Annotated in this window: 12 protein-coding genes; 9 read left to right on the forward strand and 3 right to left on the reverse strand. The window is 27.6% G+C overall.

Going from position 1 to position 13,369, the window contains the following annotated elements:
* Window positions 1–10: 10 nt before the first annotated feature.
* The 8 genes from R4I97_RS08720 (at window position 11) to R4I97_RS08755 (ending at window position 8,088) form a co-directional block, all read left to right on the forward strand.
* A complete protein-coding gene (locus R4I97_RS08720) occupies window positions 11–811 on the forward strand; it encodes a nucleoside phosphorylase (protein ID WP_335784665.1) in 801 nt (266 codons plus the stop codon).
* An 8-nt stretch (window positions 812–819) separates the two neighbouring features.
* A complete protein-coding gene (locus tag R4I97_RS08725) occupies window positions 820–1,623 on the forward strand; it encodes a nucleoside phosphorylase (RefSeq protein WP_335784666.1) in 804 nt (267 codons plus the stop codon).
* 57 nt (window positions 1,624–1,680) lie between these two features.
* Window positions 1,681–2,742, forward strand: coding sequence for a BMP family ABC transporter substrate-binding protein (locus R4I97_RS08730; RefSeq protein ID WP_335784667.1), 1,062 nt, complete (start codon window positions 1,681–1,683; stop codon window positions 2,740–2,742).
* A gap of 85 nt (window positions 2,743–2,827) precedes the next feature.
* Window positions 2,828–4,330: an ABC transporter ATP-binding protein gene (locus tag R4I97_RS08735; RefSeq protein WP_335784931.1), complete on the forward strand. Its 1,503-nt coding sequence runs from the start codon at window positions 2,828–2,830 to the stop codon at window positions 4,328–4,330.
* Window positions 4,330–5,457: an ABC transporter permease gene (locus tag R4I97_RS08740; RefSeq protein ID WP_335784668.1), complete on the forward strand. Its 1,128-nt coding sequence runs from the start codon at window positions 4,330–4,332 to the stop codon at window positions 5,455–5,457. The genes R4I97_RS08735 and R4I97_RS08740 overlap by 1 nt, the downstream gene beginning before the upstream one ends.
* A 44-nt stretch (window positions 5,458–5,501) precedes the next feature.
* The gene (locus tag R4I97_RS08745) at window positions 5,502–6,455 is read left to right on the forward strand and encodes an ABC transporter permease (protein WP_335784669.1); all 954 of its coding nucleotides are present in this window, start codon (window positions 5,502–5,504) and stop codon (window positions 6,453–6,455) included.
* Between the two features lie 44 nt (window positions 6,456–6,499).
* A complete protein-coding gene (locus R4I97_RS08750; protein ID WP_335784670.1) occupies window positions 6,500–7,282 on the forward strand; it encodes a Cof-type HAD-IIB family hydrolase in 783 nt (260 codons plus the stop codon).
* A 2-nt stretch (window positions 7,283–7,284) separates the two neighbouring features.
* Entirely contained in the window at window positions 7,285–8,088 is an 804-nt protein-coding gene (locus R4I97_RS08755) for a Cof-type HAD-IIB family hydrolase (protein ID WP_335784671.1), read from the forward strand.
* Here R4I97_RS08755 and R4I97_RS08760 read toward each other — a convergent pair.
* The 3 genes from R4I97_RS08760 to R4I97_RS08770 form a co-directional block, all read right to left on the reverse strand.
* Window positions 8,078–9,472: a phosphohydrolase gene (locus tag R4I97_RS08760; RefSeq protein WP_335784672.1), complete on the reverse strand. Its 1,395-nt coding sequence runs from the start codon at window positions 9,470–9,472 to the stop codon at window positions 8,078–8,080. The two genes, R4I97_RS08755 and R4I97_RS08760, sit on opposite strands and share 11 nt — an antisense overlap.
* Before the next feature lie 437 nt (window positions 9,473–9,909).
* Window positions 9,910–11,289 carry a phosphohydrolase gene (locus R4I97_RS08765; RefSeq protein ID WP_335784673.1) on the reverse strand — a complete coding sequence of 460 codons (1,380 nt, stop codon included), beginning with the start codon at window positions 11,287–11,289 and terminating at the stop codon, window positions 9,910–9,912.
* Window positions 11,290–11,292: 3 nt separating this feature from the next.
* Window positions 11,293–11,904 carry a hypothetical protein gene (locus R4I97_RS08770; protein WP_335784674.1) on the reverse strand — a complete coding sequence of 204 codons (612 nt, stop codon included), beginning with the start codon at window positions 11,902–11,904 and terminating at the stop codon, window positions 11,293–11,295.
* Window positions 11,905–12,043: 139 nt separating this feature from the next.
* Here R4I97_RS08770 and R4I97_RS08775 point away from each other — a divergent pair, with 139 nt between their 5' ends.
* Window positions 12,044–13,354, forward strand: coding sequence for a TonB-dependent receptor domain-containing protein (locus R4I97_RS08775; RefSeq protein WP_335784675.1), 1,311 nt, complete (start codon window positions 12,044–12,046; stop codon window positions 13,352–13,354).
* The last annotated feature ends 15 nt before the right edge of the window (window positions 13,355–13,369 follow it).

The following is a 13,369-nucleotide window of genomic DNA, read 5'->3' on the forward strand; positions in this document are numbered from 1 at the left end:
ATAATTATAAATGGAATATAGAGAGCCTAAAGCATTCTATGATGAGGAAGCCTTTAATAAGGGCTTATTGCAGTATCATATAAAATTAAAAAAAGGTGATGTTGCAAGATATGTTTTACTTCCTGGCGACCCTAAAAGAGTGGAGTATATATCAAGCTTTTTAGATGATGTAGAGTTTAAAGCCGACTATAGAGAATATGTTACAGTTACTGGCAAATATAAAAATGTTCCTGTAAGTGTAACTTCAACAGGCATAGGAGGACCTTCTGCTTCTATAGCTATGGAAGAGCTTATAAGGGTTGGAGCGGATACTTTTATACGTGTTGGTACAGGAGGCGGTCTTAGTTTAAAAGTGAAGCCCGGAGATTTAGCTATTGCTCAGGCTGCTATAAAAGACGAGGGTACTTCTTTAGAATATATACCTTTTGAATATCCTGCTATTGCTAATACAGATATAGTATTTGCTTTAAGAGATGCGGCAAAATTACAAAATTATAATTATCATATAGGTGTTGTTCATAGCAAAGATTGTTTTTATGGTGAATTAGAACCAGAGAATTCTTTTTTTAGAGAGAGATTTGAAAATAATCTTAAATATTATACATTATGTGGGGCTATAGTTTCAGAGATGGAATGTGCGGCTCTTTTTTCTTGTGCGGCTATTAGAAATGTGCGAGCTGGAGGAGTTATGCATGTTGTAGAAAATACTATGATGGATAGAATGGGTACGCATTTAAATTATTCTTCAAATATAGATAATATGATTTTAACTGCATTAGAGTCTATAGTATTATTAGAAAAGAGAGGGTAATATATTTTATGTCTAATACAAAAAATGCTTTACCGAAACCTTTTTTTAGAGAAGATGAGAATTTGGTTCATCATTTAAAACTAAAAAAGGGCGATGTTGGAAGGTATGTTATAATGCCTGGAGACCCTAAAAGATGCGTAAAGATAGCAAAAAGGTTTGATGATGCTAAGTTAGTAGCAGATTTTAGGGAATATGTTACTTATACAGGTTATATAAATGGTGTTAAAGTTTCTACTACATCTCATGGTATAGGCGGACCTTCTACAGCTATAGCATTAGAGGAGCTTATAAAGGTGGGGGCTGATACTTTTATACGTGTCGGCACTTGCGGCGGCATGAATATGAATGTGCTTCCGGGTGATGTTGTAATAGTAAGCGGTGCTATAAAGGTTGGAGGCACTATGAGAAACTATATACCTAATGAGTTTCCTTGTGTTCCAAATATAGATGTATTAGATGCTATGATTAATGCTTCAAAAAAAATTAATATAAAAACTCATGCGGGTATTGTTCATTGTAAAGATGCTTTTTATGCACAGCATGCTCCTGAGAGTATGGCAGTTGATAAAGAGCTTTTATATAAATGGGAATCATATATAAAGGCTGGATGTTTGGCTTCAGAGATGGAGTCTGCAGCACTTTTTGCAGTTGGTGCTTCTAAGGGAGTGAGGACTGGTGCTTCTATGCTTGTACTTCATAATCAAGAGAGAATAAAAAATGGTATAGATGACCCTAAAAATTATACAGGAGAAGAGGCTATAGATTTAGTTATAGAATCTATTAAAGTTTTAATAGATAATGATAAAAAATAAAGTTGGGCTTTAATTAAAAATTAAGCAATAAATATTTTATAAAGAATAGGAGAAAATATGAAAAAACTTTTGTGTTTATTATTTATTTCTGTAATGATATTATCTTGCGGAAGCGGCGGTAAGGGTTATGAATTAGCTTTGATTACTGATGTTGGTACTATAGATGATAGATCTTTCAATCAGGGAGCTTGGGAAGGCTTGAAAAAATATGCAGAAGAGAAAAAAATTGCTCATAAATATTATCAGCCTGCAGAAAAATCTACAGATGCATATATTAATGCTATAGATTTAGCTGTTGCAGGCAAGGCTCAAGTTATAGTAACACCTGGATTTTTATTTGAGCCTGCTGTATATAAAGCACAAGATACTCATCCTGATGTAAAATTTATACTTTTAGACGGTGCTCCTCAAGATGGTACTTATACAGATTTTAGAATAGAACAAAATGTTTATTCTGTATTTTATGCAGAAGAGCAAGCTGGTTTCTTAGCAGGTTATGCTATAGTAAAAGAGGGTTATACTAACTTAGGTGTTATGGCTGGTATGGCTGTACCTGCTGTTATAAGATTTGGTTATGGTTTTGTACAAGGTGCTGAATATGCAGCTCAGGAATTAGGATTACCTAGCGGAACTATTAAAATGAATTATACTTATGTCGGTAACTTTAATCCTACTCCAGAAAATCAAACTCTTGCTACTTCTTGGTACCAAAGCGGTGTGCAGGTAATATTTGCCCCTGCAGGAGGCGCTGGAAATTCTGCTATGGCTGCTGCTGAACAAAATAATGGTCTTGTTATAGGTGTGGACGTTGATCAAAGTGCAGAATCTCCAACTGTTATTACTTCTGCTGTAAAAATGCTTGGCGGTTCTGTTTATGATGCTATAGATGCTTATTATAATAATAATTTCCCTGGCGGACAATCTGTTGTTCTTGATGCCAAAGTTAATGGTATTGGACTTCCTATGGAAACTTCAAGATTTAAAAACTTTACTAAAGACGATTATGATGTCATATATCAACAATTAGTTGCTGGAAACATCAAACTTCTTAAAGATACTGATGCTGATTCTGTTAATAAACTTCCTCTAAATATTGTTAAAGTTAATTTTATACAATAAAAATAAGTTTTGATTATAAATGGGATACCTTTTGATAGGGTATCCCTTATTTTAGGAGGTAAATATTGTGGAATATGTAGTTGAGATGTTAGGAATTACAAAAAGGTTTAAGGGAATAGTAGCTAATGATAATATTACCATACAATTGAAAAAGGGTGAGATTCATGCTTTGCTTGGTGAAAATGGAGCGGGTAAATCTACACTAATGAGTGTGCTTTTTGGGCTTTACAAACAAGAAGAGGGCATTATTAAAGTCAATGGAAAAGAAGTTAATATTGATAATCCTAATACGGCTAATGCTTTAGGGATTGGTATGGTGCATCAGCATTTTAAGCTTGTTCATAATTTTACTGCTTTAGAAAATATTATGCTTGGGGTGGAAACTGTAAAAAATGGGGTGCTTCAAGTAGATGATGCTAGAAAAAAGGTTATGGAATTAAGTAAGACTTATGGACTTGAAATTTATCCTGATGCTATTATTAGTGATTTAACTGTTGGAATGCAGCAGAGAGTTGAAATATTAAAAATGCTCTATAGAGATAATGAAATACTTATCTTTGATGAGCCTACCGCAGTACTTACTCCTCATGAAATCGAAGAGCTTATGAAGATAATGAAATCTTTAACAAAAGAAGGTAAATCTATACTCTTTATTACTCATAAATTAAATGAAATTAAAGAGGTTGCTGACAGATGTTCTGTGCTTCGTAAAGGAAAATATATTGGCACTATTGATGTGAAGACTACCACAAAAGAAGAGATGTCTGAGATGATGGTTGGAAGGAAGGTTGCTTTGGTAGTAGAAAAAACAGAAGCTAAACCAAAAGATGTTATATTATCGGTTAAGGATTTGAATGTTAAATCTCCGCATAGTGAAAAAAATATAGTAAAGAATGTTTCTTTTGATGTACGTGCGGGTGAGATAGTGTGTATTGCTGGTATTGATGGAAATGGTCAAACTGAGCTTATATATGCTTTAACAGGACTTATGGATATGTCTAGCGGAAGCGTTAGTTTGAATGGAAAGGATATTACTAATTTATCTATAAGAAAAAAGACATTAAGCGGTATAGGGCATATTCCTGAAGATAGGCATAAACATGGACTTGTGCTTGATTATACTCTTGCTGAAAATACTATACTTCAAACTTATTTTACTGATAGATTTCAAAATAAGGGATTTTTAAAATTTAAAGAAATTGAAGATTATGCTAATGGACTTATAAAAAGATTTGATATAAGAAGTGCAGAAGGGGCTAAAACTTTTGCAAGGAGCATGTCTGGAGGAAATCAGCAGAAAGTAATAATAGCAAGAGAGATAGATAGAAACCCTGATTTACTTATAGCTGTTCAGCCTACGAGGGGATTAGATGTTGGAGCTATCGAATATATACATAAAGAATTGATTGCACAGAGAGATAGCGGTAAGGCAGTGCTTCTTGTATCGTTAGAGCTTGATGAGGTTATGAATTTGAGCGACAGAATACTTGTTATATATGAAGGTGAGATTGTGGCTAATGTATTAAATAAAGATATAACCATTAATGAGTTAGGCTTATATATGGCTGGTTCTAAAAGGAGTGCTTGATGAGTAGTAACAATAATTTAAAAGATAAGTTGGCAAATATTTTAGAGAAAGAAGGATTTATAAATGTATTTTCTTCTTTTCTTGCCATTATTATAGGTTTACTTTTAGGGCTTATAATACTTCTTGTAAGCAATGCAGGCGATGCTTTTCCTGCTTTTATGACTATACTTTCAGGCGGTTTCTCAGGCGGTATGAGAGGAATAGGGCAAGTTATATATACAGCAACTCCTTTAATATTAACAGGGCTTTCAGTTGGTTTTGCTTTTAAAAATGGACTTTTTAATATAGGAGCTTCCGGTCAATTTATTATAGGGGCTTATGCTGCAGTGTTGGTTGCAATTAAATGCACGTTTTTTCCTCCTGCAATTCATTGGGTTGTTGCTTTGCTTGCTTCATTTATAGCTGGAGGTTTATGGGCTTATTTGCCTGGACTTCTTAAAGCAAGATTTAATGTTAATGAAGTTATTTCAAGCATAATGATGAATTATATTGGTATGTATCTTGCTAATTATTTAGTTACTTTAACTGTTTATGATATGCTAAAAAATCAATCGCAAAATATTCCTCCTTCAGCTACATTACCTGGAATGGGATTAGATATAATATTTAGAGGTTCTAGTGCAAATGGCGGTTTTTTTGTTGCTGTGATAGTTGTTATTATAGTTTATATAATACTTTCTAAAACTACATTTGGTTTTGAGCTTAAAGCTTGCGGATTAAATAAAGATGCGAGCAGATATGCAGGAATAAATGAAAAAAGAAATATCATACTTTCTATGGTAATTGCCGGTGCTTTAGCTGGACTTGGTGGCGGGCTTCTTTATTTATCTGGTATTGGCAAACATATTGAGGTTGTTGATGTGCTTGCTGAAGAGGGATTTATGGGCATACCTATTGCATTGCTTGGGCTTTCTCACCCTATAGGTGTTTTAATTGCTGGGCTTTTTATTGCTCATATCACAGTGGGCGGATTTTATATGCAGGTTTATGATTTTACACCTGAGATAATAGAGATGATTATTGCTTCTATCATTTATTTTAGTGCTTTTGCTTTGCTTTTCAAATCTATTGTTGGATTTATATCTAAAAAGATAAACAAAAATAGAGAAACAAATGCTAATGATTAAATGCAATTAGTAAAAGATAAATAAAATAAAAAAAGGAGTTTTCAATGGATACAATTTATTTTTTAGTGCAGCAGACTATGTTTTTTTCTATTCCTCTTTTACTTGTTGCTTTGGGGGGAATGTTTTCTGAGAGGAGCGGAGTTGTTAATATTGCTCTTGAGGGTATTATGATAATAGGAGCTTTTGCGGGAATATTTTTTATAAGCAGGCTTGGAGCAAATTTCCCTCCTACTGTTACATTGTTTTTGGCTATGATTATATCAGCTTTAGCAGGAATTATATTTTCACTTTTTCATGCTTATGCTGCTATTAATATGAGTGCCGATCAAGTTATTAGCGGTACGGCGTTAAATATATTTGCACCTGCTTTTGCTATATATGTTACAAGAGCTATTCAAACTGTTCAGCAAATAAGTTTTGTTAATAATTTTAGAATAGAGTCTGTACCTATACTTGGAAGTATTCCTATTATTGGTAATTTACTATTTAAGAATACTTATATAACAACTTATATAGGTTTTGTTATACTTGCCTTATCTTGGTTTATGCTTTATAAAACAAGATTTGGTCTTAGACTTAGAAGCTGCGGAGAACATCCTCAAGCTGCAGATTCTGTGGGTATTAATGTTTATAAGATAAGATATATTGGAGTGGCTATTTCTGGTGCTTTGGGCGGACTTGGAGGATTAGTATTTGTTATACCTACTTCTACAAACTTTAATGCCACTGTTGCTGGATATGGATTTTTAGCTTTGGCTGTATTAATATTCGGTCAATGGAAGCCTATCAAGATACTTTATGCTGCTTTTTTCTTTGGGCTTATGAAAACACTTGCTTCAGCATATTCTGGTATACCTTTGCTTGCTAATTTGCCTATATCAAATAGTATTTATAAAATGATACCTTATATTGCTACTTTAATTGTACTTTCATTTACCTCTAAAACTTCTCAAGCCCCTAAAGCTTCTGGTATACCTTATGATAAGAGTATGCGTTAAAAAAGATGCTTGAATTAGATTGTTTTTATGGTATTATATAAAGCATGCATGATATAAAATTAATAGTTACCGATTTAGACGGAACTCTTCTTAATAATAATAGCGAAATAAGCGATTATAATAGAGATGTTCTTAAACATTGCATTAATAATGGTATAGAACTTGTATTTGCAAGCGGAAGACCTTTTGATGGTCTTAAGAGATATAGTAAATATTTAGATAATAATAATTATTCTATAGTTTGTAATGGTTCTGTTATTACAGACAATGAAGGCAATATTGTATATAATGAAGTTATTAAAGAAAAAGATGTTTTTTATTTAATGGATATTGCTAAAAGTTATGATGTTTATTTGCATGTTTATAATGGCAATCAGTATATAGTTTCTGAAGAAGATATGTATTTCAAAAATTATGCTCAAAAAGAAAATATTACTGATGTTGTTGTAGGATTTGATTCTATTGATAATTATAATTTTAGTAAGATGCTTTTTATTGGAGAGAATAATGTGCTTTCTAATATGGAAACTCATATAAGAGATAATCTTGATGTTCATACTTCATTTTCGCATCCTAATTTTTTAGAGGTTTTAGCTTATGGTATAAATAAAGGAAGTGCTTTGAAATGGTTGTGTGATAAGAAGGGTATTGATAGAAAGAATGTTATTGCTTTTGGAGATAACTATAACGATATAGAGATGATTGAGTTTGCAGGTATTGGAGTTGCTATGGAAAATGCTGAGGATATTTTAAAGCAAAGAGCTGATTATGTTGCTTTATCTAATGAAGATGATGGATTAGGAAAATTTTTGGAGGAAGTTATTTAATTATGAACAATAATATAAAATTAATAGCTACTGATTTAGACGGCACACTTCTTAATGATGCTGCTGAAATAACTGATTATAATAAAACTATTTTAAGGAAACTTATAGATAATGGCATAGAGGTTGTAATTGCTACAGGAAGACCTATATTTTCTATGAACTTTTATTATAAAGAATTAGATAATAATAGTGAATCTATAGTATTTAATGGGGCTATGGTTGTTGATAAAAAATTTAATTGCATTTTTACTAATCCTTTAAAAAAAGATATAGCAGAGAAAATAATAAATCTCTATAAAGAAAAATATATAAATGATACTTCATTAAATATATATTCTATACAAAAATATATAGTTGCTAAAGATAATTTTAAAATTCAAACTCATACAGAAAAAGTTGATAAAAAAAATAAAATAGTTGGATTAGAAAATTTTAATGATAGTATTGAAGCACAAAAGATAATTATACTTGGAGAAAATGATGTACTTTTAGATGTGAAAAAAAATATTGATAAATTATTTACAGTACATACTTCTTTTTCTAATCCAAATTTTTTAGAGATACTTTCAGAAAATGCTAATAAGGCTAATGCTTTGAAGTGGCTATGCAGCAAAAAAGGTATTGATAGAAAGAATGTTATTGCTTTTGGAGATAATTATAATGATGCAGAGATGATTGAGTTTGCAGGTATTGGAGTAGCTATGGGAAATGCAGAAGATGATGTTAAAGAAAATGCTAAATATATAGCAGATACCAATGATAATAATGGAGTAGGCGTTTTTCTAAAAGATTTTTTTAATCTATAGATAATGAAATTAATTTGATATCTGAAACTTCATGCAAAAAATTTGTAAATAAATTAAATAATATAGGGTCTAATTTTATTTTATCAGTTACAAGATTATCTCTCATATTAATTAAAACATCTTTTGAGTTTTCTTTTTTCTTTGAGTTCATAAATAATAATACATCATAAGTATCTAATATCTCTAGTATTTTAGAAGGTACATAGGCTAGTGCCTCTCCATTAATAATATCTTCTGCTTCAAAAGATAGAATATGTTCTTGATCTTTTTCATTTGAGAATTTATTTATTAAACTATTTGAAGAATATCCATAATAATCATGATGAAGTCCTACTAATAAAGAAATATCATCTTTAAATTTTAAAGTTTTCTTTATAAAGTTATAAGCTTTTAATGCATGCTGATCTTGATTATTGTCTGTATCTTTTAAGAAATTACTAATAGGTACTGAATCAAATATTTTAAGTAGTGATATATCATGATATAATGAGCCTATAGCAAAATATATTATTTCTGAATCTGTAAATTTTCTAATACCTAGTTTAAATATATTTTCTAAATGTTCTGTAGATATATCACTGTAAAAATTGCTAGTAACTTTTCTATATATTTCCCTATATTTATTTTTATAATCTAATCTTAATTTGTTTCCTAATCCTTTCACAAATTCTCTGTTATAATAATGCAAAAAATCTATCATCATTAAACAAACTCTATTACTATGTGATAACATATTAATATCTTGTAAATCATTATACGCATTGAAAATATAATTATAAATGTACTCTTTTTCCAAATAATAAACTATACTACTCATTATATGATAAAGATAAATTTCTTTTCCATTAATCTTATTAGTCGTAATAGAAGAGTTTTGTATATTTTTTATATATTTAATAAAATCTGTTCTAATAAGAATGCCTATATCTGTTAATATTTGCTCTATGAATAAAACTATTTCATTGTTAATTTTTTTATTTGATTTGAAAAGTTCTTTTAATCTATTTAGTTTAGTATCTAATAATAAAAATCTTTCATCACTTTTTTCTTTGACAATCTCTCTCAATGTATTTAAATTTCTATTCTTTAAATTATTTGAATAAGGTATACAGTTTAAATAAATATGATAAAAATATTCAGCTTCATTAAATATTTCTTTTTCAAATATTTCTTTTTCATCTAATAATACGTTAGTGTAAAATTTTGAGTTTTTTAATAAAGCATTATTATTTTTTATTTCATCTATAAATATATCGATAGCCTTGCCTTTGAAATAAGTAACTATTCCATTCATGTTTTCGCATTTTATAGTTACATCATCATTATATATTTTTGTCTTTGATCTTATTATGGTTTCAAATTCTATTTCATAGTATTTATCCATAATTTATTCCATCATATTTAAGATTTTTTCTACAGGAAGCTAATAAAGTCTATAATAATCTTCAGCATAAACTATATAGCCACAATCTTTTTTATATTATGGTAGAATGTTTCACATATATTTTAGAGTATAGGTTGCTAATAGATAAAATTATAAATAATACAATTAACTTCCTCATAGCTTTTATTATATGATATCTGTATAAAAAAACAATTCTTTATTACAATTAAATTTTGATTTATTTTATTATTATTCTATTTTTTTGTTGTATATAATTATTAAAAAAAGTGATATTAAATCTTCTAAATCAAAAAATCTAACAGAGATTATAAAAGAGTTTATCAATATTAATATAAAAAATACTATTGATAATTTATTTACGGTTCATATAATAATGGAGTAGGTGTCTTTCTAAAAGATTTTTTTAATTTGTAGGATTATCCGATTTTTATTTCATAAGTTTCAGATAGATAATTAATAAATAAGTCCAAAATAATAGGGTCTAATTTTATTTCTTCTGCCATTAGTTTATTTTTTATATAAATTAATACATCTTCAACCTTTTCTTTTTTCTTTGAGTTCATAAATAGCAATACATCAAATATATCTATTATTTCTAATATTTTTGAAGGTACATAAGCATATACTTCGCCTTTTATGAAATCTTCTGCTTCAAATGATAATATATTATCTGGATATTTATTATTTAAAAACTGTTTTATTAGATTGTTTTTTGAATACTCATAATAATCATGATGAAGCCCCACTAATAATGATACATCATTTTGAAAGTTTAAAGTTTTCTTTATAAAATTATATCCTTTTAATGCATGCAAGTCTTGGTTATTGTCTGTATCTTTTAGAAAATTATTCATAGGTACTGAATCAAATATTTTTAATAAACCTATATCATGATATAATGAGCCTATAGAAAAATTAATGATTTCAGTGTTAGTAAATTTTCTTATTCCAAATTTAAATACTCTCTCTAAATTATCTATAGGTATATCGCTTTCAAAATGTGATATAACCTTTTTATATTTATCCATATATTTGTTTTTATATTCTAATCTCAATTTGTTAGAAAGTCTATTTTTAAACTCTTTATTATAATAATGCATAAACTCTATCATCATTATACTAACTCTATTACTGTGCGATATCATATTGATGTCTTGAAAATCATGATTATCAAAAATATAATTAAAAATATGATTATGCTCTAAATAGGAAACAATGCTGCTCATTATGTTATATATATACATATCCTTTTTATCTACTTTATTTCCTATAACTATAGATTTTTTTATTGCCTGTATATATTTTATAAAATCAGTTCTTATTAATATTCCTATATCACTTAATATTCTATCTATTAAATACAATATATCTATATTAGCATTTTCCGTGGATTTTAATATAGATTTTAGTTTATCAACATTTGGTTCTAAAAATAAAAAACGCTTTTCATATTTTTCTTTACAAATTTTTTTTAAAGTATCGTTATTTTCATTTTTTAGCTTATTTGAATATGGTATGCAATTTAAATAAATATGATAAAAATATTCAGCTTCATTAAATGTTTCTTTATCAGATATTTCTTTCTCATCTAACAGTACATTAGTATAAAATTTTGAATTTTTTAATAAAATATTATTATTCTTTATTTCATCTATAAATATATCAATAGACTTACCTTCAAAATAAGTGACTATTCCATTCATATTTTGGCATTTTACAGTAATGTCATCATTATATATTTTTGTCTTTGATTTTATTATGGTTTCAAATTCTATTTCATAGTATTTATTATCCATAATTTATTCCATCATATTTAATATTTCTTCTATATGTTTTAATTGTCTGTCTGCTGTTTTATTATAATCTATCTCTCCAAGCGCTATTTTGTATGCTTTGTCTATTAAGTTATCCATTTCTAACTTTGATTTATTTTTCATTACTTTTTGAGCCAAATCTTTGGTGACAGCCCATCTTTCTTTAGCTAAATTATAAAAATAAACAGCATATTCAAAACTCTTTTTTATATCTTCATCAAATTGTGAATTATAAAAATAATAATTTTGTTTATCATAAAGACCTGCTAAATATATATAATTTTGAGTAATAAGATAATTAAATTGCATATGCATAAGGTCTTTATATTTAGTATAAGCTTCTTCTGTTTCTATTATTGTCAATGCTCTGTTTACAAAATCAAAAGGTGCATTTAATGCTCTTTCTAAATAATCTACATTTCTAAGCAAATCATATTCAGCATAATAAGATGGGAGTGAATAGAGTCTATAATAGTCTTCAGCATAAACTATATAACCATAATCTTTTTTTTCTATTATGGTGGAGCGTTTCATATCTATTTTAGGGTATAGATTGCTAATAGATAAAATTATAAATAATATAATTAATTTTTTCATAAGTCTTATTATATGATATCGGTATAAAAATACAATTCTTTATTACAATTAAATTTTTGATTTATTTTATTATTATTATATTTTTTTGTTATATATAATTACAGTTGATAAATTTTTATAGTTTTTGTAATATTAATATATGAAAAGATTTTTATTGTTGTTATTTATTAGTATTTTTTCTTATGATTTGTTTCCATATATAGAAGATACTACTAATTTTGAAAATATAGAAGATACTACTAATCATTTTTTTGATAGTTATTTGATTATTAGAAAGAATGATATTAAATCTTCTAAGTCTAAAAATTTAGCAGAAATTATAAAAGAGTTTAGTAATATTAATATAAAAAATAAAAAGGTATATTCACAATCTACTTTTATAATTAATGGGAAAAGATTAAATGATGAAGAGAAGAAGATATATTTATTTTTGTATGATAAAAATAATATAGATTCTATTGATATAAGATATAATATTTATGATGGAAATATAATTTATAATATAGTTACTTCTAGATATTCTCAGGGAGAAGAATTAATTTATAAAAATATTTTAGAAGGTGTTTCTTTAGAGCTTACGAATCAAAAAATATCTTATAAGAAAGTAGAGACCAATTCAAGTAAAACTTATGGAAAAATAAATGTATTTAATTATAATATAAAAAAAGATGATAACTCTCTTAATTTTAAATTAGATACATCTGGAGAGGAGAAAGGCTTTAGCGGCAGAAAGAGTAAAAATGCAGATTTGAGAACATATTTAAAAAGCGATGTTAGTTTTAATTTAAAGCCTATTGATGGGATAAGTTTTACTGGTAAATATTTTTTGGATTTGCAAACAGATATTGGCTTAATTGGACAAAATGAAACAAATAATATAAAAAATCAAAATATATATCAAGGCGGCACTTTAGGTGTAAAATTTAACCCTATTGATTTTATAATAATAGAAAGTATGTATTTTGTAACAGGCAAAAAAGATACTTTAACTATTACAAATAATCGTTATTTAATGGCACAAGGAAATAAAACAAGCATTACTTTCAATATACCATTAGCTTCTATTAATTCAAGCATTAGACTAAAGGGTAATTATTCCTATCTTTCTGGAGAAAATACATATAATTTAAGTGTTAATAATAATTCACTTCCAGGTCTTCCAAAACATCAATTTAATACTTCTGTAGAATATGTTTATGGTGTTAATTTAAATTATGAATATGCTTTGATGTTTAATGTGCAGTATATAGGAGATGATTATAATAATACTACTAAAAGTGATACAGACAAAGCTTATACAACTTTTGATTTAATATCTTCTTTTAATTATAAAAAGACAGTTTCTTTAAAATGCGGAGTAAAAAATATTCTCGATATAAAATATGAAACTATAAAGGGCTATCCTATATCAAGCAGAGAATATTTTGCTGATATTACGGTAATTTTTTAACCCTTTATAGTTATT

Origin of the sequence: Brachyspira pilosicoli, from assembly GCF_036997485.1 — a bacterium.
GTDB lineage: Bacteria > Spirochaetota > Brachyspiria > Brachyspirales > Brachyspiraceae > Brachyspira > Brachyspira pilosicoli_C.

Bases quoted from the DNA above. Each gene is read 5' to 3' on its own strand.
- R4I97_RS08720 (WP_335784665.1), top strand. From the start codon at position 11: ATGGAATATAGAGAGCCTAAAGCATTCTATGATGAGGAAGCCTTTAAT.
- R4I97_RS08725 (WP_335784666.1), top strand. From the start codon at position 820: ATGTCTAATACAAAAAATGCTTTACCGAAACCTTTTTTTAGAGAAGAT.
- R4I97_RS08730 (WP_335784667.1), top strand. From the start codon at position 1,681: ATGAAAAAACTTTTGTGTTTATTATTTATTTCTGTAATGATATTATCT.
- R4I97_RS08735 (WP_335784931.1), top strand. From the start codon at position 2,828: ATGTTAGGAATTACAAAAAGGTTTAAGGGAATAGTAGCTAATGATAAT.
- R4I97_RS08740 (WP_335784668.1), top strand. From the start codon at position 4,330: ATGAGTAGTAACAATAATTTAAAAGATAAGTTGGCAAATATTTTAGAG.
- R4I97_RS08745 (WP_335784669.1), top strand. From the start codon at position 5,502: ATGGATACAATTTATTTTTTAGTGCAGCAGACTATGTTTTTTTCTATT.
- R4I97_RS08750 (WP_335784670.1), top strand. From the start codon at position 6,500: ATGCATGATATAAAATTAATAGTTACCGATTTAGACGGAACTCTTCTT.
- R4I97_RS08755 (WP_335784671.1), top strand. From the start codon at position 7,285: ATGAACAATAATATAAAATTAATAGCTACTGATTTAGACGGCACACTT.
- R4I97_RS08760 (WP_335784672.1), bottom strand. From the start codon at position 9,472: ATGGATAAATACTATGAAATAGAATTTGAAACCATAATAAGATCAAAG.
- R4I97_RS08765 (WP_335784673.1), bottom strand. From the start codon at position 11,289: ATGGATAATAAATACTATGAAATAGAATTTGAAACCATAATAAAATCA.
- R4I97_RS08770 (WP_335784674.1), bottom strand. From the start codon at position 11,904: ATGAAAAAATTAATTATATTATTTATAATTTTATCTATTAGCAATCTA.
- R4I97_RS08775 (WP_335784675.1), top strand. From the start codon at position 12,044: ATGAAAAGATTTTTATTGTTGTTATTTATTAGTATTTTTTCTTATGAT.